The organism is Xanthomonas sp. CFBP 7698 (assembly GCF_003600855.1).
Lineage (GTDB): Bacteria > Pseudomonadota > Gammaproteobacteria > Xanthomonadales > Xanthomonadaceae > Xanthomonas > Xanthomonas cannabis.
In genome coordinates this window covers 1,333,490-1,354,988 of the sequence record NZ_PRDN01000001.1, presented here as the reverse complement: position 1 = coordinate 1,354,988, position 21,499 = coordinate 1,333,490, and the positions used below count along the sequence as shown (strand labels likewise).

General features: G+C 65.2%; 14 protein-coding genes and 1 pseudogene. 8 read left to right on the top strand and 7 right to left on the bottom strand.

What is annotated here, in order from left to right; genetic code table 11:
• Window positions 1-201: 201 nt before the first annotated feature.
• The 5 genes from XnspCFBP7698_RS05760 to XnspCFBP7698_RS05740 form a co-directional block, all read right to left on the bottom strand.
• The gene (locus XnspCFBP7698_RS05760; RefSeq protein WP_199680048.1) at window positions 202-2,904 is read right to left on the bottom strand and encodes a glycoside hydrolase family 2 protein; all 2,703 of its coding nucleotides are present in this window, start codon (window positions 2,902-2,904) and stop codon (window positions 202-204) included.
• Window positions 2,905-2,925: 21 nt separating this feature from the next.
• Window positions 2,926-5,415, bottom strand: a complete 2,490-nt coding sequence (locus XnspCFBP7698_RS05755; RefSeq protein WP_199680047.1) for a family 20 glycosylhydrolase — start codon at window positions 5,413-5,415, stop codon at window positions 2,926-2,928.
• Between the two features lie 208 nt (window positions 5,416-5,623).
• Entirely contained in the window at window positions 5,624-6,691 is a 1,068-nt protein-coding gene (locus XnspCFBP7698_RS05750; protein WP_184374881.1) for a glycosyl hydrolase family 18 protein, read from the bottom strand.
• Window positions 6,692-6,694: 3 nt separating this feature from the next.
• The gene (locus XnspCFBP7698_RS05745) at window positions 6,695-8,380 is read right to left on the bottom strand and encodes an alpha-L-fucosidase (RefSeq protein WP_123137293.1); all 1,686 of its coding nucleotides are present in this window, start codon (window positions 8,378-8,380) and stop codon (window positions 6,695-6,697) included.
• A 175-nt stretch (window positions 8,381-8,555) separates the two neighbouring features.
• Window positions 8,556-11,276 carry a TonB-dependent receptor gene (locus tag XnspCFBP7698_RS05740; protein WP_104579838.1) on the bottom strand — a complete coding sequence of 907 codons (2,721 nt, stop codon included), beginning with the start codon at window positions 11,274-11,276 and terminating at the stop codon, window positions 8,556-8,558.
• Between the two features lie 716 nt (window positions 11,277-11,992).
• Here XnspCFBP7698_RS05740 and XnspCFBP7698_RS05735 point away from each other — a divergent pair.
• Complete coding sequence (locus tag XnspCFBP7698_RS05735; RefSeq protein WP_199680108.1) at window positions 11,993-12,991, top strand: glucokinase family protein; 999 nt, start codon at window positions 11,993-11,995, stop codon at window positions 12,989-12,991.
• 566 nt (window positions 12,992-13,557) lie between these two features.
• Here XnspCFBP7698_RS05735 and XnspCFBP7698_RS05730 read toward each other — a convergent pair.
• A complete protein-coding gene (locus tag XnspCFBP7698_RS05730; RefSeq protein WP_047697366.1) occupies window positions 13,558-14,292 on the bottom strand; it encodes a 16S rRNA (uracil(1498)-N(3))-methyltransferase in 735 nt (244 codons plus the stop codon).
• Window positions 14,283-15,701, bottom strand: coding sequence for an adenosylmethionine--8-amino-7-oxononanoate transaminase (bioA, locus tag XnspCFBP7698_RS05725; RefSeq protein WP_104579836.1), 1,419 nt, complete (start codon window positions 15,699-15,701; stop codon window positions 14,283-14,285). The genes XnspCFBP7698_RS05730 and bioA overlap by 10 nt, the downstream gene beginning before the upstream one ends.
• A gap of 41 nt (window positions 15,702-15,742) precedes the next feature.
• On the opposite strand from bioA, the gene nudE reads away from it, so the two are divergent.
• The 7 genes and pseudogenes from nudE (at window position 15,743) to gcvT (ending at window position 21,386) form a co-directional block, all read left to right on the top strand.
• Window positions 15,743-16,291, top strand: coding sequence for an ADP compounds hydrolase NudE (gene nudE, locus XnspCFBP7698_RS05720; protein WP_039408877.1), 549 nt, complete (start codon window positions 15,743-15,745; stop codon window positions 16,289-16,291).
• A complete protein-coding gene (gene cysQ / locus XnspCFBP7698_RS05715; RefSeq protein ID WP_104579835.1) occupies window positions 16,288-17,088 on the top strand; it encodes a 3'(2'),5'-bisphosphate nucleotidase CysQ in 801 nt (266 codons plus the stop codon). The genes nudE and cysQ overlap by 4 nt, the downstream gene beginning before the upstream one ends.
• 310 nt (window positions 17,089-17,398) lie before the next feature.
• Window positions 17,399-18,208, top strand: a pseudogene (gene mazG, locus XnspCFBP7698_RS05710) (nucleoside triphosphate pyrophosphohydrolase); the annotation flags it as partial.
• A gap of 44 nt (window positions 18,209-18,252) precedes the next feature.
• A complete protein-coding gene (locus XnspCFBP7698_RS05705) occupies window positions 18,253-18,588 on the top strand; it encodes a YnfA family protein (RefSeq protein WP_104579833.1) in 336 nt (111 codons plus the stop codon).
• A 131-nt stretch (window positions 18,589-18,719) separates the two neighbouring features.
• Window positions 18,720-19,685, top strand: coding sequence for an SPFH domain-containing protein (locus XnspCFBP7698_RS05700; protein WP_104579832.1), 966 nt, complete (start codon window positions 18,720-18,722; stop codon window positions 19,683-19,685).
• Between the two features lie 3 nt (window positions 19,686-19,688).
• Entirely contained in the window at window positions 19,689-20,123 is a 435-nt protein-coding gene (locus XnspCFBP7698_RS05695) for an NfeD family protein (protein ID WP_039408890.1), read from the top strand.
• A 153-nt stretch (window positions 20,124-20,276) separates the two neighbouring features.
• The gene (gcvT, locus tag XnspCFBP7698_RS05690) at window positions 20,277-21,386 is read left to right on the top strand and encodes a glycine cleavage system aminomethyltransferase GcvT (RefSeq protein ID WP_104579831.1); all 1,110 of its coding nucleotides are present in this window, start codon (window positions 20,277-20,279) and stop codon (window positions 21,384-21,386) included.
• The last annotated feature ends 113 nt before the right edge of the window (window positions 21,387-21,499 follow it).

The window sequence follows — 21,499 nt, the reverse complement described above, 5'->3', positions numbered from 1 at the left end:
TCCGCCCCTGCGGGGCACCTTCTCCCGCCAGCGGGAGAAGCACATCCAGCGCGAGACGAGGGCACGCGAGCGGGGAGGAAGGCAGGCATCCGATGGCACACATGGCAGGTCATCGCCTCCTTCTCCCGCCTGGCGGGAGAAGGTGCCCGAAGGGCGGATGAGGGCCATTCCGTCCCTCATGATTGAGAGCCATCCCGTCCCTCATTTCGCCGCCGCTGCCTCCGGTGGCTCCGGCGGCGCACCGGCCAGCGTCGATGCCAGGTCGCGTACCTGCAACGCAGCCTGCAGCTGCGCCATCGGCAGCTTGCTGGCCACGTGCAGCGTCAGCGGCTCGCCCGGCAGCAGGTCGAACGCGTTGTCGGCCACGGTCACGTCCAGATCGCCGAACGACAGCCACACCTCGCGCGCCAGCGTGTCGCTGGTCAGGGTCAGCGCGTAGCCATCGCCATCGGCGCGCCATTGGCTGTCGATCTTCGCAGTCGGCAAGGCCAGCTGCTTGGCTGGCGCGAAAAACACCACTTCGCGCGAGAGCAGCGTGTCGCCTTCCAGCAGCTCGAACACCGCATAACTGCGTTTGGGGTCGGCCTTGCCCAGCAGTTGTGCATCGCTGAAGTCGCCTACCTGCAGGCTGCTAAGCGGCTTGATGGTGGCCTTTTGCTCGCGCTTGCTCAGCACCTTGCCGTCCATGCCCATCACCCGCATGCGCCAGCGCGCATCCAAGGCCGTGGTGCGGTCGGACACCAGCGAGATCTCGGTCTGGCCCTTGTCGTTGCGCAGCGCAGCGATCATTTCCGGCGCGTAGAAACGGCGCGCGTGGTACTGCAGCGCCTTCCAGCGGCCGTAGTAATCCACGCTGGACCACGACGCACCCGGCCACACGTCGTTGAGCTGCCAGTACAGCGAGCCCATCGACTGCGGGCGCGAGGCGCGCAGATGCGAGGCGGCCAGGTTGATGCCTTCGGCCTGCATCAACTGGCTCAGGTAGACGAAGCTTTCAAAATCCTTGGGCTCGCCAAACTCGCGGCGGATGTACAGCATCAGCCGCTTGTTGCCATTGCCCTTGTCGAACTTCTGGTGCGCGCGCATCACCGGCGATTCCGGGTCCATGTCGGCCGCATCGGCGAACACGCGCACGGTACGCATGTCCGGGAACGACTGCAGTCCGTATTCGGACATGAAACGCGGGGTGACGTTGAGGTATTCGGTGACCGGCAGGGCAGGGCCGCCCCACACCTTCCAGTAATGCATGTCGCCATCATTGGTCTGGTCGGCAGCGCCATCGAAGTTGGTGCCCGGCGAGGTGGCCCAGTACGGCACATCGCTGTCGTAGGTGGCCACCACTTCGCGGAACACGGTGCCGAACAAGGTCGTCATGCCGCGTTCCACCCGGGCGCGTTCTTCCGGGTCCAGCGATTGCTTGAACTTGACCCGGTCGCCCCAGTTTTCCCAACCGGTCTGTACTTCGTTGTTGCCGCACCAGAGCACCACGCTGGGGTGGTCGCGCAGGCGCTTGACCTGTTCGATCGCTTCCTGCCGGGTGTTCTCGCGGAACTCCACGTCGTACGGCGGCACCGCGCCACCGAACATGAAGTCCTGCCAGATCATGATGCCCAGCTCGTCGGCCACCTCGTAGAAGTGATCGTCCTGGTAATGCCCGCCGCCCCACATGCGCAGCATGTTCATGTTGGCATCGCGCGCATCCTGCAGGGTGCTGCGCATGCGCTCGGCGGTGACGCGCGAGGGGAAGGCGTCCAGCGGAATCAGGTTGGCGCCCTTGGCGAAGATCGGGATGCCGTTGATCACGATCTCCATGCTCTTGCCCCACTGGTCCTTCTCGCGGCGCAGCTCCACCGAGCGCAGGCCGGTCACGCGTTTGATCTGCTGGCTGTCGCCATCGGCGTCGCGCACGTTGGCGACAAAGGTGTAGCGGTCCTGCGCGCCGTAGCCGGCCGGGAACCAGCGCTTGGGCTTGGCGATGCGCACCGACAGATCGATGCGGTTCTGGCCCGGGTCGACCACCGCGTCCTGGGTGAACTGGCCGACTTTTTGCCCATCCGGGCCCAGCACATCCAGCGTCACCTGCACCGGGCCGCTGCGGCCGGCCTGCAGTTCCAGTTGCGCCTGCAGTTGCGCAGCGTCGGCGTCCACGCGTTGCTGGGCGATATGCAGCCCGTCCACGCGCACTGCATCCCACGCTTCCACGCGCACGTCCTTCCAGATGCCGGCATTGACCATGCGCGGGCCCCAGTCCCAGCCGTAGCTATACGGCGCCTTGCGCACATAGGTCGAACTATGGCGGCCATCAGGCTCATCGCCGAACGCCGAATCGTAGGCGCCCGGCAGTGCATACGGCTGCTTGGCCAACCACGGCTGGATCTTCTTGATCGGCGAAAGGAACTTGATTTCCAGCACGTTGTCGCCGCGCTTGAGCAGCGGTTTGGCATCCACGCGCCACTGCCGGAACATGTTGTCGGCACTGAGCAACTTCTTGCCATTGAGGGTGACCTCGGCCAGCGTGTCCAGTCCATCGAACACCAGTTCCACATGCTCGCGCTTGAGCATCGCCGCATCCACATTGAAGTGGGTCTGGTACTGCCAATCGCTTAAGCCCGCCCACTGGATCTTGCCTTCGTTGTCGCGCAGGAACGGGTCGGGCACCACCTTGGCGGTGATCAGATCGGTCTGCACCACGCCCGGTACCTGCGCCGGCATCCAGCTGGCGGCCTTGGGGTAAGTCTTGGCCTGTTCCTGCCCCGGCACCAGGCGCACCTGCCAGCCGCTGTCCAGGGTCACGGCCGTGGGCGGTGCCGCCCAGGCCTGTGAGATCGCGAAGGCCAGGGCAAGCCCGAGCCGGGCGGGCGTCAGCATGGACGAGGCGGGGGCAGTGCGGTGCGACAGGGGCATGGGTGGATCTCCTTGGATGGATCAGCGCGTGGCGGCGGGGGGCGCCTGCGCGGTGGTTTCAATCAATTGAACGGCGCCGATGGCATACAACGGGCCGCGAATGGGCGCGGTGAAGCGCAGGCAGAGATCGTGGACGCCGGTGCGTGCAGGCAGTGGCGCTTCCAGGGTGAATTGCTCGCCCAGGGTGTCGCTGCGCGGCAGTTGCACGCTGGCGATCAGCTCGCCCTCGCAGCCCTGGCGTACTTCCAGTTCGCCGCCGCGGGTGTTGGCCGGGTACTGCACCACCTTGGATTGCTCGTGCGCCAGACCGAAGTTGTTGGGCAGGCGTGCGGCGTCGATGCGGATGGCGCCGACGCCATCCAGGCGTGCCTGCGGATACATGCGGCAGGCATGGAACAGGTCGACGTTGTAGACCGGCGTGTCGGCGCCGGTCATTTCCGGCAGCAGCGGCAGGCGCAGGCCGAGTGCGCCCTGTGCGACGCAATGGCGCAGTCCCTGCGTGTCCACACGCAACAGTGAGGTGCGATCGAAGCTGCGGCTGCGCGTCGCCGCCAGCGGCATGCCATCGGCGGTGAACGCAGTGGCCTTGACCGTGGTGGGCAATTGAATCGCAAAGGGTGCCTGGTAGCGCGGCGATGCAGGCGTCGGGTCGCTGCCGTCGACGGTGTAGTGGAGCACGCCGGCGCCGGTCTGCGTGCTCAGCGCCACCTTGGCCGGGCCGCCGGCCAGCACCGGGTTGGGGCCGTTTTCCAGGGCGATCTCTGCGGCGAAGGCACCGTCGCTGTAGTCGATGCCCAGTGCCTTGTAGCGCTGCAGCTGTGCCGGCAGGCGCGCCAGAAAGTTGTTCCAATCGCGCGCTGCCACCGGCGACCAGGTCATCTCTGCTACCGCGGACAGACGCGGAAACAACGCGTGATCCACATGCCAGCGCGAGGGGATGTATTCGGACCACAACGCGCTCTGCGCGCCCAGCACGTGCCTGGCCTGGTCGGCGGTGAGATCGGCCGGCACCGGGTCGAACGTGTAGACCTTGGACAACGGCAGCACCGTCAGGCGACCGTTCGGTTCGTCGCTGCGCGTGGTCTGCAAATTGTCCAGATACAGCCAGTCGCCCGGTGCCAGCACCACATCGTGGCCTTGCTTGGCCGCGGTCACCGCACCTTCGACGCCGCGCCACGACATCACCGACGCACTCGCCGGCACGCCGCCTTCCAGAATTTCATCCCAGCCGATCATGCGCCGGCCGTGCCGGGTGAGGTAGGCGGCCAGCTGTTCGTTGAACCAGCCTTGCATTGCGTGGGCGTCCTTGACCCCGAGCTTGCGCATCTGCGCGCGCACCGCAGGCGAGGCTTCCCACTGATCCTTCACCGCCTCATCGCCGCCGATATGGATGTAGGTCGAGGGGAACAACGTCAACACTTCATCCAGCACATTGGTGATGAAGGTCAGGCTGCGTTCGCTGGTGTTGAACAGATACGGGTTGACGCCCCAGTCCACGCCCACCTGGGTGCGCACACCGGGCACGCCCACTTCTTCCGGATAGGCGGCAACGGCTGCCTGCGCATGGCCGGGCATGTCCAGCTCGGGCAGCACGGTGATGTGCAGGCGTGCGGCATACGCGACGATTTCGCTGATCTGTTCCTGCGTGTAGAAGCCACCGGAGCGCTCCGGCGTGCCGTGCCGGCCGGCGCCCGGCGGCGTGCGCCAGGCACCGACCTCGGTGAGCTTGGGGTACCGCTTGATCTCGATGCGCCAACCCTGGTCGTCGGTCAGATGCCAGTGCAGGACGTTGAGCTTGTGCACGGCCATCGCATCGAGCACATGCTTGACCGTGTCCACATCGTGGAAGTGACGGGCCACGTCCAGATGCTGGCCACGCCAACCGAAACGTGGCCAGTCGCGGATGGCGACCGCGGGCACGGTCACCGCGCCCTTGCGCGCATCCGGCGTCATCAACTGCCAGGCGCTGATGGCGCCGTGGAACAGGCCGGCACCGTCGCGCGCGTCGATACGGATGCCGTTGGCATCCACGTCCAGGCGATAGCCTTCCGGTTGTGTCACCGCGGCCTGCGCGTTGCGTTGCAGACGGATGCTGGCGGGCGAGGGCGTTGCTTCTGCACGCACTTCCAGTGCGAGCCCACGCGTACGCTTGAGCAGGCCGGCAAGATGCTCGGCACTGCGCCGCGTGTCGGCATCGCCAGCGGGGATCGAAATCACCGTGCCGGTGCCGACGGTAAAACTGCCGGCACTGCGTTTGGCCTCCACCGGTGCGGGAATCAGCGGCAACGGTGCCGTGGCGGACGCCGGTGCCACCGCAGCGCCCGCGCTTGCCACTGCCGGCGCCGTGCCTGCCTCGCGCTTGCCGCATCCGGCCAGCGCCAGTACGGCCAGCGACAACGCAAGCAACCGCAACGGTAATGTCGTGAGTGACGGCAGGTACGCTGCTCGCCTGTCCATCAACAGCGCCTTCGACAACAGCATGCGCGGCGTACGGCTGAGGTTGGACATCATGCAATCACATCCCGGGATGACGGAGAGCGTGTGGCTGCACTGTTGCATGCGCGCAGCCAAGTGGAACGACACCATATCGCATCGACAGCCTTGCTCGATCCTGCCGAAGACATCGAAGCGCGGCAGCCCTGCACAGTAGCAAAGCCGCCGCGGATCACGCAGGGACTGGCGCACGCTTCATCGCCGCGCACCCGCCTGCAGTCGATGATCAACGCTGCGCAGTCGGCAGCTCGTCCCACACCTTGGGGTCTTCGGCGCCCAGCACCCAGCAGCTGAAACCTTCCAGGCCGTACTGCTTGGTCAGCTCGTAACGCGCCTTGAAGCTGCGTGCGTCCGGGCGGAACACCCACTCGCGCATGTCGTCGCGATAGAAATAGAACCACGACTCCTGTTCGACCGGATCCCACTGCACGGTGGCGTTCTGTTCGATCGCCAGCGGGAAGGATTCGTCGGCATCGATATACGCGGCTGCGATATTCGACGCTTCGGTGCCGTCTTCCTTCACCGGGTTGCCGGTGTACCAGCGGTAGCCGTAGGTGGCGATGCCCAGCGACAGCTTTTCCTTCGGCACCTGGGTAATGGCGTAATCCAGGTGCTTCTTCATCCACACCATGCCATCGACCGGGCCGGGCGTGGTCCAGCGGGTGTGCTGGTCGTAGGTCATGATGCTGACCAGATCAGCAGCCTGGCCCAGCGCCTTGAGGTCGTAGGCACCGCGCCAGTATTCCCACATCCACTTGGAGAACTGGCCACCTTCGGCATGGCCCGGTGCATTGGGCACCACCGCCACCGACATCTTGAAACCGGCCTTGTGCAGCGCGTCTGCGGTCTGCTTGACCATCAGGGTGTAGGCATCGCGATCGGTCCAGGCGATGTTTTCGAAATCGAACTGGAAGCCGTAGTACTTGTGCTGCTTGCCGTGGATCAGCAGCGATTCGATCATGCGCTTCTTGGCGGCTTCGTCGTGCATCAGCTTGTGAAAGCCGTCGCGGCCGGTGGTCATCGACAGGATCGGCATCACCCGCAGCTTGTGCTTCTTGGCGATGTCGTACAGGTACATGTTGGGCGTGCCGTTGACCAGGCCGTTCTGGTCAACGCCGTACCAGGTGGGCACCACCACGTCGATCTTGTCGACATTGGCAATGAACGAGTTGGTCGATTTCTGCGTGTTCATCAGATAGAACAACGCCGTGGGATTCTTGGCCAGGGCCGGGGCGCAGGCAAACGCCAGCGCAAGCAACATCCAGGTCAATCGCTTACTCATGAAAGACAACATCCGTCAGGGAGTGGGGGAAGAAAGGTCGATGCGGAACACGTACGCGCTCTCGCCAACCGGCTTGACCGGAAGCCGCAGATGCAGGCCATCGGTGCGTTGTTCGAACGGAATCTTCTTGCCGTTGGCCAGCAAGGTCACTGCGCGCACGCCATCGGCGGCGTTGAGCGAGCGGATCACTGCTTCACCATTGCTCGGCCAGCCCAGCTCGATCGCATACAACGCGCCATCGCGGGTGGTGAAGCGGAAATCTTCCGCCGTGTACGGCTTGGTCTTGACGTCCTGGAAGGTGCCGCCCACCACTTCGGTGGGGCCTTCGCCATACACGCGCCACGGCGTGCTGTCGTAGATCGCGCCGCCGTTGGTCTTGAGCCAACGACCGATCGCCAGCAGGATGCCGCGCTCGGTGTCCGGGATCGAGCCATCGGCACGCGGGCCGATGTTGAGCATCAGGTTGCCGTTCTTGGCCACCACATCGGCAAGCATGTGGATGATGAAGGTGGGCGACTTGTAGGTGTCGTTTTCGATATAGCCCCACGAGGCGTTACTCACCGATGTGTCGGTCTGCCAGTGCGTGGGATGGATGCCGGTGAGCTGGCCACGCTCGATATCCAGCGTGCCGGCGCCTTCCGGAAAGGCGCCGAGCTTGTAGTTCACCACCACGCCGCGGTCGGCCTCGGTGCGCGCTGCGCCCTGGTTGTAGTAATACGCCAGCATGGTCGGCAGGCTGCGGCGGAAGGTGGGGTGGGCAATCCACCAATCGAAATAGATCAGGTCCGGTTGATAGGTGTCGATCAACTCGGCGGTACGCGCCAGCCAGTCGTCCAGCCAGGCCTGCGAGACCGGCGTCCAGTCGTTGGCCACATCGGCATCGTCCTTGCCCGGCAGCCGCACCTGCGCCGGGCCGTACAGCGCGGCATAACGTGGGTCGTTGACGTCTGAGTCGAAGGTGCGCCCGCCATCGAAGAACCAGTTGTGTTCGGCGCGATGCGACGACAAGCCGAAGTGCAGCCCCTGCGCGCGGATCGCCTTGGACAGCTCGCCCAACAGGTCGCGCTTTGGCCCCATTTTCATCGCGGTCCAGTCGGACAGCTTGGAGTCGTACAACGCAAAGCCGTCGTGGTGCTCGGCCACCGGCACCACGTAGCGTGCGCCCGATTCGCGGAACAGCTTGGCCCAGCCATTGGGGTCGAACTTGGGCGCGGTGAACTTGGGAATCAGATCCTTGTAGCCGCTGCTGGCCTGCGGGCCGTAAGTGGCGACGTGATGGTCGAATTCCTTGGAGCCTTGCAGATACATGTTGCGTGAATACCACTCGCTGCCGAACGCCGGCACCGAGAACACACCCCAATGGATGAAGATGCCGAACTTGGCATTGTCGTACCACGCCGGCGATTGATACGCCTTCAGCGCGGCCCAGTCTGGGCGGAACGGTCCCTTGCGTGCGCCGGCCTCGGCTTCGCGCACCAGACGCTCGCGTTCGGGCGCGTACTTGGCGGTGGCATCGAGCCACTGCTGGTCGATCACCTCGGGACTGAGCGTGGTGGCGGTCGGTGCGGTGGGTGATTGCGCGGCACTCGCATGCACGGCGGGCAACGCGAGCAGCAGACCGAGCGCTAGCGTTCGACTCCTGGGTGCAGCTCCGGCGTGGCGGCGGGATGGAGCCGCAAACGCGCGGCTATCGGTCGTCATGGGAACTGCACTCCTGTTGAGCAAGACGCGCCGGCGATGCTGCAACCGTGCGTGGATGGCAAAAGCGGGCCTGGCCATGCTCCCTCGATCGCGAAGGGGCGTGGCCAGTACCACTCCTTGGTACAACAAAAAAAAGCGCGCCACCGTGGAGGGTCGGTGGCGCGCCGGTGCTACATCAGAACTTGAAGTTGAGCTGGGCTTGATAGCCGCGGCCGTTCTTGTAGAACGCCGTGGGGGTATCACGCGTGTTGCTGAAGACCCGGTAGGTGGAATCCAGCAGGTTGGTGGCGCCGAAGGTGATGCCCATGTAATCGGTGATCTGGTACGAGGCGTTCAGATCCAGCTGCTTGTAGGCATCGGCAAAGTCACGCGATGACAGGCGACCGATCTGGGTGAAGTATTTCGAGCGGTAGCTGTAGTTCACACGTACCGTCCAGTCACCATGTTCCCAGTACGGAATCACGTTATATGTGTCGCGCGACAGGTAGGGCAGGTTTAAATCGGAACTTGATTCAGATTCAGCGAACGTGTAATTGGCCTGCAAACCAAAACCAAGGCCGAAAGATTGCTGGTAATTGACTGCCACGCCTTTGACTTTGGCGTCTGACACATTGACCGGCGAGTTGACCTCATACAAGCCAGGCTGCGCCGGCGGACCCGGGTTCAACTGCTGAGTCGTGGTGACGTTGACGATGTAGGAGCTAATGTCACGGTAAAACACTTCACCAGACAGCATGCTGGAAGGCGCAAAGTACCATTCCGCAGCAATGTCGTAGTTGGTGGATTCATAAGGCTTGAGGTCCGGGTTGCCGCCGCCAGCGGTGAGGTTGCCGGAGCCGCCATTGCCGTTATTGATTGTGAAAGTGCCGGCCAAATCGGAATACCGCGGCCGTGCAATCACTTTGGCTGCCGAGAAACGCAGCACTGCATCGTCAGTGACGTCGTAGGCGATGTTGAAGCTTGGCAGTGCCTTTCGGTAGCTATTTGTCTCGGCAACCCGATCGAAGCTACTACCGGCATTATTGCTTTGCCAGTACTCCGACTTGTCGCTGGTATCCACCAAGCGTACACCGACGTTACCGCGCCACTTGCCGGTCTCGTAGTTCAACTGCGTGTAGAAGTTCTGGGTGATTTCCTTGACCTGGAACGAGGCGCCGAAATCGGTCGTGTATGGGCCCTGCGGCTGTGAGAGCAAGTAACGGCGAACCGTCTCGAGGTTTGCGGTTGGCCACGTGGTCAGGTCGCCGCTCGCGCCCAGACCGTCATACAGACTGCTCGGCGTGGTGCCAGGATTGAACTGCGTCAGCGACACCGGGTCGGTGGTGTTGATGCGGTTGCCGCGCGCGTCTACGCCATTGTTGTGGTTGATGTACTTGTAGCCAAACTGCAATTTGGTGAACGGACCCCATTCCAGGTCACGTGCCGCATCCCACTGGAAATACTTCTCGTCGTCCTTGCTCTTTTGGTAGGCGATGCCGCCAGCCTGCACGATGCCGGTGCTCGTGCCAGGAAGATTGCCTTGCTGTCCCGGGGCTAAGCCTGCGGGGTTGCCCGGCAGCGTCCAGTTGGCCGCACCACCGTTGTCATAGTTGACTGCTGTGTTCTGACCATTGAACGCGTAGTTGTAGCCACCGTCCTGCATCAGGAACTTCATCAGATACTCTGGATTTTTGCCACCAGTCGCCTCGGTGTAGCCGCCCTGGGTGGTGAACACCCACTTTTCACCAGACCAGTCATGGCGCAGGTTCAGGCTCTTGGTAGTGACAGTGCTCTCGCGGTAGTTTGCGTCTAACTGTGCATACGGCTGTGCCAGTCCGCCGTCAGAAACTGTTGCAGAGGTCACCACGCCATTCTGGACATTCGCCTCAGTAACCAGCCTCAGGTTATTGATGCTTTCTCCAGAACCGTCGGAGGCCGGCGAGCCACATGCAGGGCACATATAACGCGACTGACTGAAATTGTTGTACTTGCCCTTGATGTACAGGCCGGTCAGGTTGAATTCGTTCTGGTCGTTCGGCTTCCACTGCAACGCACCCTGCAGGCCGCTGCGCTCGCGGGTCTGCTGGAAGAATGCGCTGTTGATACCGGCCGGCACGCGGGCGGTGGCCACATCGCTGCCGTCGCCGGTGATGGTGGCGCTAGCGGGAATGTTGGCACCGGTGGTGTAGCCGAAGTATTCGATACCGGCGCGTGCCAGGTCCTGCTTGTCGTGCGTGGCGGAGATCAACGCGCCGAAGGTTTCGTCGTCGTTCTTCCAGCTCCACAGCGCCGAACCGCGCGGATTGCCTTCTTCCGAGCGATCGTTGTAGTTGTAGCCGATCGAGCCGCGGATGGTGTTCTTGGGCAGCTCCAGCGGCTTGCGGGTGTGCACGATCACAGTACCGCCGATCGAGCCTTCGTCGATGCGCGCCTCGGGGGTCTTGTAGACCTCCATCAGGCCGATGATTTCCGGCGACAGCAGGGTGTAGTTGAAGGTACGGCCGCTGGTGTCGGTCGGATTGCCGCCCCAGTCACCGGACGCGATGGTCTGGCCGTTGAGCAGCACGCGGTTCAACGCCGGGTCGGTGCCGTTGATGCTGACCTTTTCGCCTTCGCCGAACTGGCGGTCGACGCTGATGCCCGGCAGGTGGGACAGCGATTCGGCCGCATTGATGTCCGGGAACTTGCCAATGTCTTCGGCGCTGATCGCATCGACGATGGAGTTGGCCGAGCGCTTGACCGCCTGGCTCTTTTCCAGCGATGCGCGATAGCCGGTGACGGTGATGGTGTCCAACTCGGTGGTGGCCGAGGATGCGCCCGCAGGCGCCTGTTGTTCTTGTCCGGCAGCCATTGCAGAGCCGGAGCAGTACAGAGCGGCGGTGATACAGAGTGCTAACGTCGTGGTGCGGCTGTGCATGGCTAAACCTCGTTGGTTAGTGCTGTGAGCGCGCGCCGTGGAAAGGCATCGCGCTCGGCGTGGCCGGCAAAACAACACGCCCTGACCGATCGCGGTGATCGCAACTCCGTGCTCGGCAACGGCAGCGGGCGGTGTCGATTCGCGTGGTAGAGGAGGTGTCCCCCGTGTGGTGAAGCGGTGGAGCGAACGCGATCTCGGCGAGCCCAGCGTCTGATGACGCAGAACCCGCGAACCTGGAATCAGCAGGGAAGGGAAGAGCCGTTCTTCAGTACCGAACAGTCCATGGCCCCTCCTGCCAGAACCCCGATTTGGACCGAGTCTCGCGTAGCGCTGACAGCGTTGTCAACACGTCGTCACAGATCTCTGATGCAGCTGCGATTGCGCTGCAATGCAGCATTTTTACGGCGCGATCGTCGACGTAGTCGACCAGGTAGGTGTGCCCGTGCGTCTGCCGTGCCGGGTCGATTGGTGCTTTCAATGCTGGAAACGTTTCGTGCCGCAACGTCTGGCGAAATTTGTGCCGGAATCCTTGCTATGCGTGCGGATTTTTCGCGGATGATGGGGGCGGCCCTGGATCGCCTTGATTGTGCTCCCCACGGTTGCGTTACACGGCAATTACTGACAACGTTGTCTACCCGCTGCCGTTCGTCGGACAACGGGACCTGACGCCAGCCCGCTGCCACTTAACAGGAGAATGCGTGAGCGCAAGCAGCCCAATGGAAGCGGTGGTCTTTCCGCGCCCCGACACCTTCGTTGCCGCAGACGTGGGAGGGACGCATGTGCGCCTGGCGCTGGTCTGCGGAAGCGCCGATGCAGGCAAGCCGGTCACGGTGCTGGACTACCGCAAGTACCGCTGCGCCGATTACCCGGGCCTGGCCGACATCATGTCTACGTTCTTCGCCGAACTGGGATGTGCGCCGGTGCAGCGCGGCGTGATCGCCAGTGCCGGATACGCGCTCGAGGACGGCAGCGTGATCACGGCCAACCTGCCGTGGGTGCTGGCACCGGAACAGATCCGTCGCCAGCTCGGCATGCAGGTGCTTCATCTGGTCAACGATTTCGAGGCGGTCGCCTACGCGGCCAACTACATGACCGGCAGTCAGGTGATGCAGCTTTCGGGCCCGGCGCAGGGTGCGCCCGGTCCGGCGCTGGTGCTGGGCCCGGGCACCGGCCTGGGCGCGGCGGTGTGGATCCCCAATGGCGCCCATCCGGTGGTATTGCCGACCGAGGCCGGCCACGCGGCGCTCGCCGCCGCCAGCGATCTGGAAGTGGCCTTGCTGCAGGAACTGCGGCGCACCCGCACGCATGTCGGCACCGAGACGTTGTTGTCCGGCCCGGGGCTGTTGAATCTCTATCACGCACTGGCCGTGTTGCGCGGCGAGCGGGCCACCCATGCCGGCCCGGCCGATGTCACCGCCGCTGCGCTGGCCGGCAACGACGTGCTCGCGCGCGACGCGCTGCAGGCATTCTGCGGCTTCATGGGCAGCGTGGTCGGCGACATGATGCTGCTGTATGGCATTCGCAGCGGCGTGTATCTGGCTGGCGGATTCTTGCCGCAGATCGCCGACTTCATCGCCGCCAGCGACTTCGTCACCCGCCTGCTCGACAAGGGCACGTTGCGCCCGGCGCTGGAGCAGGTGCCGGTGCGCATCGTCGAACACGGCCAGCTCGGCGTCATCGGCGCGGCCAGCTGGCTTCTCCAGCACGCTCGCTAGGCCAGAACCCCGGATCGCATCCACGCCGCAGGGGCGCTTGCGGCCGCAGGGGCCTTACCGACAAACACCGGGACTATCGGAAACGTCGCTCCGCGGGAAGGCCCATCGCGCCCGGGTGCGCTCCTACGCCTTACCGGGGCGCTGCCTGCGTCGGGCTGTCCCACGGACCTACAAACGATCCCCCCGCCATCTCGCGACCGCAAAAGCTTCATAGGAGCGCCCTCGGGCGCGAGAGGCCTTACCGACAAACGCCAGGACGATCGGAAACATCGCTCCGCGGGAAGGCCCATCGCGCCCGGGTGCGCTCCTACGCCTTACCGGAGCGCTGCCTGCGTCGGGCTGTCCCACGGACCTACAAACGATCCACCCGCCATCTCGCGACCGCAAAAGCTTCGTAGGAGCGCCCTTGGGCGCGAGAGGCCTTGCCGACAAACACCAAGACGATCGGAAACGTCGCTCCGCGGGAAGGCCCCGTCGCGCCCGGGTGCGCTCCTACGCCTTACCGGAGCGCTGCCTGCGTCGGGCTGTCCCACGCCCGACAAACGATCCCCCGCCACGTCGGCGGCCTACAGATCCCCGAACCGCGACTGCAATGCGGCAATGGCGGCCAGCCCGGCGGTTTCGGTGCGCAGGATGCGCGGCCCCAGGCGCAGGCCGGTGAACCCGGCGTCGGCCAGCGTCGCCCGATCGCGCGGTGACCAACCGCCTTCCGGCCCGATCGCCACGATGACGTCCCGCTGCGTGCCCGCGCTCAAGCTGCCCAGGCGATGCTCGCCCTGCGGGTCCAGGGTCAGCCGCAGCGCCTGCGGGTCGCTGGCCACTGCCGCCTCCTGCAGGCCGGTCGGTGCTGCCAGCGCCGGGACGCGCGCCCGGCCGGATTGCTCACAGGCAGACACCACCACACTGCGCCAGTGCGCCACGCGTTTTTCCAGGCGCGCCGCATCCAGCTTCACTTCGGTGCGTTCGGCGTTTACCGGCACGATGGCTGCAACGCCCAGCTCGGTGGCTTTCTGCAGGATCAGATCCATCTTTTCGCCGCGGGCGATACCCTGGATCAGGGTGATGCGCAGCGGCGATTCGTTCGCCAGCGGCTCGGCACGTTCCACCATCGCGCGTGCCTCGCGCTTGCCGGCCACGGTGATGCGTGCGTGGTAGTCGCTGCCATCGCCATTGAACAGGATGCAGGCATCGCCCTCGCGCAGCCTCAGCACGCGCAGCAGGTGGTTGGCCGATTCCTCGGGCAAAGTCACTTCCTGGTCGCACTGCAGCGGCAGCGCAACATGGGAGCGGGTCACGCGCATGCGACGGCCTCCTCGATGGCCTGGCGCGTGGTTGCCGCCAGCAAGGCAAGTTGCGCCTCGTCCACGCAGTACGGCGGCATCCAGTACAGCACGTCGCCCAGGGGCCGCAGCACCACCCCGCGTTCCAGCGCGGCGCGATACGCCTTCAGGCCGACGCGCGCGGCCGCGGGGAAAGGCGTGCGCTTGTCGCCGCCACGGGTGAGTTCGAAGGCGACGATCATGCCAGCCTGGCGCACGTCGGCCACCGCGTGGTGTTCGCCGATCTGCGCGGCCAGGGTGCTCATGTGCGCGGCGGTGTGCTGGTTACGCGCAATCACGTCGTCGTCTGCGAAGATCTGCAAGGTCGCCAACGCGGCCGCGCAGGCCAGCGGATTTCCCGTGTAGCTGTGTGAGTGCAGGAAGGCGCGTTCGCGCGAATCGTCCAGGAACGCGTCGTACAACTGCTGGGTGGCCAGCACCGCCGCCAACGGCAGGAAGCCGCCGGTCAGGCCTTTGGACAGGCACAGCAGGTCGGGCATCACGCCGGCCTGCTCGCACGCGAACAAGGTGCCGGTACGGCCGAAGCCGGTCGCAATCTCGTCGGCAATCAGGAATGCGCCGTGCGCATCGCACAAGGCGCGTGCGCGGCGCAGATACGCCGGGTGATACATGCGCATGCCGCCGGCACATTGCACGCGCGGTTCCAGGATCAGCGCGCAGATCTCGCCGGGCGCTTGCTCGAACAGTGCCTGCAGCGCATCGGCGGCCTGCAGCGCGTACGCTTCCGCGCTTTGCCCGGGCTCGGCCAGGTAGGCATCGGGCGAGGGGGCGAAGGTCGCTTCCAGCAACAGCGGCGCATACACGCGCCGGTAGAGCGGAATGTCGCCCACCGACAACGCGCCGATGGTCTCGCCGTGGTAGCCGTTTTCCAGCGCGATGAACCGCGTGCGGCGATGCTCGCCACGGTTGTGGAAGTAATGGAAGGCCATCTTCAAGGCCACTTCCACGCCGGCCGAGCCATTGTCGGCGTAGAACACCTTGGACAACGGCGCGCGGTCGGGCTGGCGTGGCGCAATGGCCAGCAGGCGCTCGGCCAGCTGCACCGCCGGTGCGTGCGTGAAGCCGGCCAGCATCACCTGCTCCAGCGTGCCGGCCTGTTGCGCAATGGCCGCACCGATGCGCGGCTCGGCGTGGCCGAACAGGTTGGTCCACCAACTGCTGACCGCGTCCAGATAGCGGCGGCCATCGTGGCCGACCAGCCACGCGCCGCTGCCGCTTGCGATCGGCACCAGGGGAAGCGTGTGCGGATGCTCGCGCATCTGCGTGCACGGGTGCCACACCACCGCAAGATCGCGTTGCCGCCACTGTTGGGCAGCTTCGGAGGCTGCAGGGTCTGCTAGGATTTCGGGCTCATGAACATGTCGATGCATCTGCCTATTCTATCGGTCCGCTCGGCGGCTGCGTGCCACGCATGAGCCCGCGTCTGCCGACCATCCACAAGATCACCGATCTGGGGGACGGGCCGTTCCGTCGCCAGCAGCTGGATCTGGAGTTTTCCAACGGGCAACGCCGCCTGTACGAGCGCCAACTCAGCCAGGGTCATGGCGCGGTCGTGGTGGTGCCGATGCTCGACGAGACGACGGTGCTGCTGGTGCGCGAATACGCGGCCGGTGTGCATCGCTACGAGCTGGGCCTGGTCAAGGGGCGCATCGATGCCGGCGAGACCCCGGAGCAGGCCGCCGACCGCGAGCTCAAGGAAGAAGCCGGCTATGGCGCGCGCCAGGTCCAGGTGCTGCGCGCGATGACGCTTGCTCCTACTTATATGAGTCACCAATCCTGGCTGGTGCTCGCGCGCGATCTCTACCCGGAGCGCCTGGTGGGCGACGAACCGGAAGAGATGGAAGTCGTGCCCTGGCCACTGGCGCGTCTGGACGAGTTGATGCTGCGCGAGGACTTCTCGGAGGGGCGCTCGCTGGCGGCATTGTTCATCGCGCGCGAGTGGCTGGAGCGCAACCGGTGATCCGCATCCCGATGGAATTGCGCGAAACCGTGATCGCCATCGCCCGTGAGGCCGGCGAGGCCATCATGCAGGTGTACGCGCAGGACTTCGCAGTCGAGATCAAGGACGATGCCAGCCCGCTGACCCAGGCCGACCTGGCTGCCAACCGCGTCATCGTCGACGGCCTGCGCCGGGTCACACCCGACGTGCCGGTGCTCTCGGAAGAGTCCGCGCATGTCGCCTGGGAAACACGGCAGTACTGGACCAGCTATTGGTTGGTCGATCCGCTCGACGGCACGCGTGAGTTCGTCAAACGCAACGGCGAGTTCAGCGTCAACATCGCACTCATCCACATGGGCGCGCCGGTGCTCGGCGTGGTCCAGGCGCCGGTCGATGGCCGGGTCTGGTACGCCGCGCGCGGCGAGAATGCCTACCGCCGCGATGGCGATCGCGACGAGATGCTGCAGACCCGCACCCCGGCCGCCACGCCATTGCGGGTGGCGGCCAGCCGTTCGCATCGCGATGCGCGCACCGCCGCCGCGCTGGAGCGCATGGGCGAGATCGACGTGGTCGCGCAAGGGTCGTCGTTGAAGTTCTGCCGCATCGCCGAAGGCGACCTGGATGTCTATCCGCGCTTCGGCCCCACCTCCGAGTGGGACACGGCGGCCGGCCAGTGCGTGCTGCACGCCGCCGGTGGCGTGCTGCTGGCGGGCGGCTCCGGCAAACCGTTCCGCTACAACCGTCGCGACACGCTGCTCAATGGCGACTTCATCGCGATGGGCGATCCCAATCTGCCCTGGCGCGATTGGCTGACGTAAGCGTGCCCGGCGATGGCCGGCAGCGTCGGTGTGCCGGTCTGTTAACGCATGCGCGCCGGTTGTGGCACGCCCCACACGCACGCCGAGCGCTCGGGTGCGGCCCGTATCGCGTTTGTGCTGCGTGCCTGCGATGCTGCCCGCGCACCGACGGATACGTCAGCCCCGTATCGGCCGGCAGGTACACTGCGGCAGCCTTGCGCGCCTGAGGTTCATCCGCTGCACGCATGCGCGATCGCCACGCTGCCGCCGCATTGCGCATGGAGCATCGTAGCGGCGCTGTGCGCCTGCCCACTGTTTTCAGGAAGACACCATGTCCCAGACTCCGCCCACCGGCGACATCCAACGCCTGCTGCAGCTGATGGCACGCCTGCGCGATCGCGAGCACGGCTGTCCCTGGGATGTGGAGCAGACCTTTGCCAGCATCGCCCCGTACACCATCGAAGAAGCCTACGAAGTGGCTGACGCGATCGATCGCAACGACCTGCCGGGGTTGCGCGACGAGCTGGGCGACCTGCTGCTGCAGGTGGTGTTCCATGCGCAGATGGCGTCCGAACAGGGCGCGTTCGGGTTTGCCGAGGTGGTCGCCACGCTCAGCGACAAGCTGGTGCGTCGCCACCCGCACGTCTTCGCAGCGCAGGCGGCCGACGACGCCCAGGCGGTGAGCGCCAACTGGGAACAGATCAAGCGCCAGGAGCGCCGCGTCGCCGGGCATCAGGACGAGTCGGCGCTGGCCGGCATCGCGCGCGGTCTGCCGGAGTGGCAGCGCTCCACCAAGCTGCAGTCGCGTGCGGCGCGGGTCGGCTTCGACTGGCCGGGCCCGGCGCCGGTGCTGGATAAGTTGCAGGAAGAACTCGACGAGTTGCGCGTAGAATTCGCGCGTGGCCCGGTGGCCGACAATCAGGCGCGTCTGGAAGACGAACTCGGCGACGTGCTGTTCGTCTGCGCCAATCTTGCGCGGCATGCCAAGGTGGACGTGGGCGCGGCACTTCGGCACGCCAACCTGAAGTTCGAACGTCGCTTCCGCGCAATGGAAGCGCTGGCGCATGCGCAGGGCACCGGACTGGACGCGCTGCCGCTGGGCGCGCAGGAAGCATTGTGGCAACAGGTCAAGCGGGACGAAGCGGCTGCAGCCCCGATGCCCAATTCCGATCCTGTGGCACGCCGATGAACTCCGCGCTGGGCACGCTGCTGCTGTTCGTCGCCACCGCCGTGGCCGAGCTGGTGGGCTGCTACCTTCCTTATCTATGGCTGCGCAAGAGCGGCAGTGCGTGGTTGCTGCTGCCCACCGCACTGAGCCTTGCGCTGTTCGTGTGGCTGTTGAGCCTGCATCCCACTGCCAGCGGGCGTACCTACGCAGCCTATGGCGGGGTCTACATCGCCAGTGCGCTGCTGTGGTTGTGGTGGGTGGACCGCATCACGCCCACGCGCTGGGACCTGCTCGGTGCCGGCTGCTGCCTGCTGGGCATGGCGGTCATCATGTTCGCGCCACGCAACGCCTGAGCCGGGTAGGCGCTGGTCGCGCACGCCGGCCGACGTGGCGCCGCGCATCCTTGTCCGTTGCCGCCAGTGTGGTGTGTGCAGCGGGTGCATACTTCGCGCAGGACCGACTCGTCACTGCAAAGGGGCTGCACATGTTTCCAACTTCGTTTCTGGCCATCGCCGTTCTGGTTGCCGGCGTCATCGTGTTGTTCAAGACCGTGCGCATGGTGCCGCAGGGATTCCAGTGGACGGTGGAGCGCTTCGGCCGCTACACCCACACCATGAGTCCCGGGCTGCACTTCCTGGTGCCGGTGGTCTACGGCGTGGGCCGCAAGATCAACATGATGGAACAGGTGCTGGATGTGCCCAGCCAGGACGTCATCACCAAGGACAACGCCGTGGTGCGCGTGGACGGGGTGGTGTTCTTCCAGGTGCTGGATGCGGCCAAGGCCGCCTATGAAGTCTCCAACCTGGAAATCGCCTCGATCGCGCTGGTGCAGACCAATATCCGTACCGTCATCGGTTCGATGGACCTGGACGAATCGCTGAGCCAGCGCGAAACCATCAATGCCCAGCTGTTGAGCGTCGTTGACCAGGCCACCAATCCTTGGGGCATCAAGGTCACTCGTATCGAGATCCGCGATATCCAGCCGCCGCGCGACCTGATCGATTCGATGGCGCGGCAGATGAAGGCCGAGCGCGAAAAGCGCGCACAGATTCTCGAAGCCGAAGGCTCGCGGCAATCGGAAATCCTGCGCGCCGACGGCGAGAAGCAGGCCGCCGTGCTTGAAGCCGAAGGCCGCAAGGAAGCCGCCTTCCGCGATGCCGAAGCACGCGAGCGGCTGGCCGAGGCAGAAGCCCGCGCCACCCAGGTGGTGTCCGATGCGATCGCCAACGGTAGCGTGCAGGCGATCAATTACTTTGTTGCACAAAAATATGTGGAGGCGTTCAAGGCGCTGGCCACCGCACCCAACCAGAAGTTCGTGCTGATGCCGATGGAATCCAGCGGCATCATCGGCTCGATTGCCGGCATCGCCGACCTGGCGAAGGAAGCGCTGGGCAAACCCGATACCGCCGGCGTACGCGTGCCGCCGATGCCGCCGCGCGCGGGAGTCTGAGCCATGCGTTGGGATGTGGTGGTATGGGCGGTGCTTGCGTTGCTGTTGATCGCCGCCGAGACCTTGGTGCCGGGTGCATTCCTGTTGTGGATGGGCATCGCCGCGGCGGCGGTGTGCCTGCTGGTGCTCGCAATGCCGGGCATGTCGCTGTTGGTGCAGATCGTGGCGTTCGTGCTGCTCAGCTTCGTGTCGGTGCAGGTCTATCGCAGCTGGTTTCGCGGCAAGGGCCGGCAGAGCGATCGGCCGTTGCTCAACCGGCGCGCCGAGCAATTGATCGGCCGTCGCGTGCTGCTCGATCAGCCCATCCACGATGGCCGCGGTCGCGCCAAGGTCGACGACGCGTTCTGGGTGGTCAGCGGTCCGGAGCTGCCGGCCGGCGCACCGGTGCGTATCGTCGGTGTGGATGGCATGACCCTGCTGGTGGAAGCGGCCGGCTGATGCGTGTGCAGATAGCGTGCTGCTCCGGATGCTGCAGTGCGGGGTGGCAGTGTCAGGCACGCGCGCCCTGGATTCCGGCTGTGCGGATGCACGGCTTCCCCGCAAGTGCGGCTGGGCGGCGATAATGGGCGTCTTTCCCTTGGACCGGCGCTCATGACCCAGAAGACCATCCTCAACGACACCCATCGTGCGCTCGGCGCCAAGATGGTCGATTTCGGCGGTTGGGACATGCCGATCCATTACGGCTCGCAGCTGGACGAGCACCATCAGGTGCGTCGCGACGCCGGCATGTTCGATGTCAGCCACATGACCGTGGTCGACCTGCACGGTGCGCGCGTGCGTGAGTTCCTGCGCTACCTGCTGGCCAACTCGGTGGACAAGCTCAAGGTCGCCGGCAAGGCGCTGTACACCTGCATGCTCAACCCGCAGGGCGGAGTGATCGACGACCTCATCGTCTATTACATGCGCGAAGATTTCTTCCGCCTGGTGGTCAACGCCGCCACCCGCGAGAAGGACCTGCAGTGGATCGGCGAGCAGGCGGCCCGCTTCGAGGTGCGCGTGGAAGAGCGCGGCGACTTCGCGATGATCGCGGTGCAAGGCCCCAACGCCCGCGCCAAGGTCATCGACCTGCTCGATCCTGCCGACACCGCCGCGGCGAGCAAGCTCAGCCGTTTTGCCGCATTGCAGACCCGATCGCGCGATGGCATCGAACTGTTCCTGGCACGCACCGGATACACCGGCGAAGACGGTTTCGAGATCGTGCTGCCGCAGGATGCTGCAGTGACGTTCTGGAATGCGCTGCTCGCGCAGGGCGTCAAGCCGGCCGGCCTGGGAGCACGTGACACCCTGCGGCTGGAGGCTGGCATGAATCTGTATGGCCAGGACATGGACGACGCGGTCACTCCGTATGAGGCCGCACTGGCCTGGACGATCACGCTCGACGAAGGGCGCGACTTCATCGGCCGTGCCGTGCTCGAAGCGCAGAAGGCGCAAGGTGCGCCGCGCCAGATGATCGGCGTGGTGATGGATGAGAAAGGCGTGCTGCGGCACGGCCAGACCGTGCTCACCGCTGCCGGTCAGGGCGAAATCCTGTCGGGCACGTTCTCGCCGACGCTTGGCAAGGCGATTGCCTTTGCACGCGTGCCGGCCGGCAGCATCGACCAGCTGCGCGTGGACATCCGTGGCAAGCAGGTGCCGTTGCGCGCAGTGAAGTTCCCGTTCGTGCGCGACGGCCAGGCGCAGCCCGGCGTCCTGGGCGAGTGAGCCCGACGATGTCGGCCGTCGCTGGCCGGCATCATGCAATCGCATGCAAGCCAGCCATACCGCCGCGCGTGCACCTGTCTTGTCGCGCGGTCTAAACTAACCACCTGTCCCGA

Coding starts and splice junctions, on each gene's coding strand:
- XnspCFBP7698_RS05730 (WP_047697366.1), bottom strand. CDS start 14,292: ATGCGCGTGACCCGCTCCCATGTTGCGCTGCCGCTGCAGTGCGACCAG.
- bioA (WP_104579836.1), bottom strand. CDS start 15,701: ATGCATCGACATGTTCATGAGCCCGAAATCCTAGCAGACCCTGCAGCC.
- XnspCFBP7698_RS05745 (WP_123137293.1), bottom strand. CDS start 8,380: ATGACGACCGATAGCCGCGCGTTTGCGGCTCCATCCCGCCGCCACGCC.
- gcvT (WP_104579831.1), top strand. CDS start 20,277: ATGACCCAGAAGACCATCCTCAACGACACCCATCGTGCGCTCGGCGCC.
- XnspCFBP7698_RS05755 (WP_199680047.1), bottom strand. CDS start 5,415: ATGATGTCCAACCTCAGCCGTACGCCGCGCATGCTGTTGTCGAAGGCG.
- XnspCFBP7698_RS05760 (WP_199680048.1), bottom strand. CDS start 2,904: ATGCCCCTGTCGCACCGCACTGCCCCCGCCTCGTCCATGCTGACGCCC.
- XnspCFBP7698_RS05700 (WP_104579832.1), top strand. CDS start 18,720: ATGTTTCCAACTTCGTTTCTGGCCATCGCCGTTCTGGTTGCCGGCGTC.
- XnspCFBP7698_RS05735 (WP_199680108.1), top strand. CDS start 11,993: ATGGAAGCGGTGGTCTTTCCGCGCCCCGACACCTTCGTTGCCGCAGAC.
- XnspCFBP7698_RS05695 (WP_039408890.1), top strand. CDS start 19,689: ATGCGTTGGGATGTGGTGGTATGGGCGGTGCTTGCGTTGCTGTTGATC.
- XnspCFBP7698_RS05705 (WP_104579833.1), top strand. CDS start 18,253: ATGAACTCCGCGCTGGGCACGCTGCTGCTGTTCGTCGCCACCGCCGTG.
- nudE (WP_039408877.1), top strand. CDS start 15,743: ATGAGCCCGCGTCTGCCGACCATCCACAAGATCACCGATCTGGGGGAC.
- XnspCFBP7698_RS05750 (WP_184374881.1), bottom strand. CDS start 6,691: ATGTTGTCTTTCATGAGTAAGCGATTGACCTGGATGTTGCTTGCGCTG.
- XnspCFBP7698_RS05740 (WP_104579838.1), bottom strand. CDS start 11,276: ATGCACAGCCGCACCACGACGTTAGCACTCTGTATCACCGCCGCTCTG.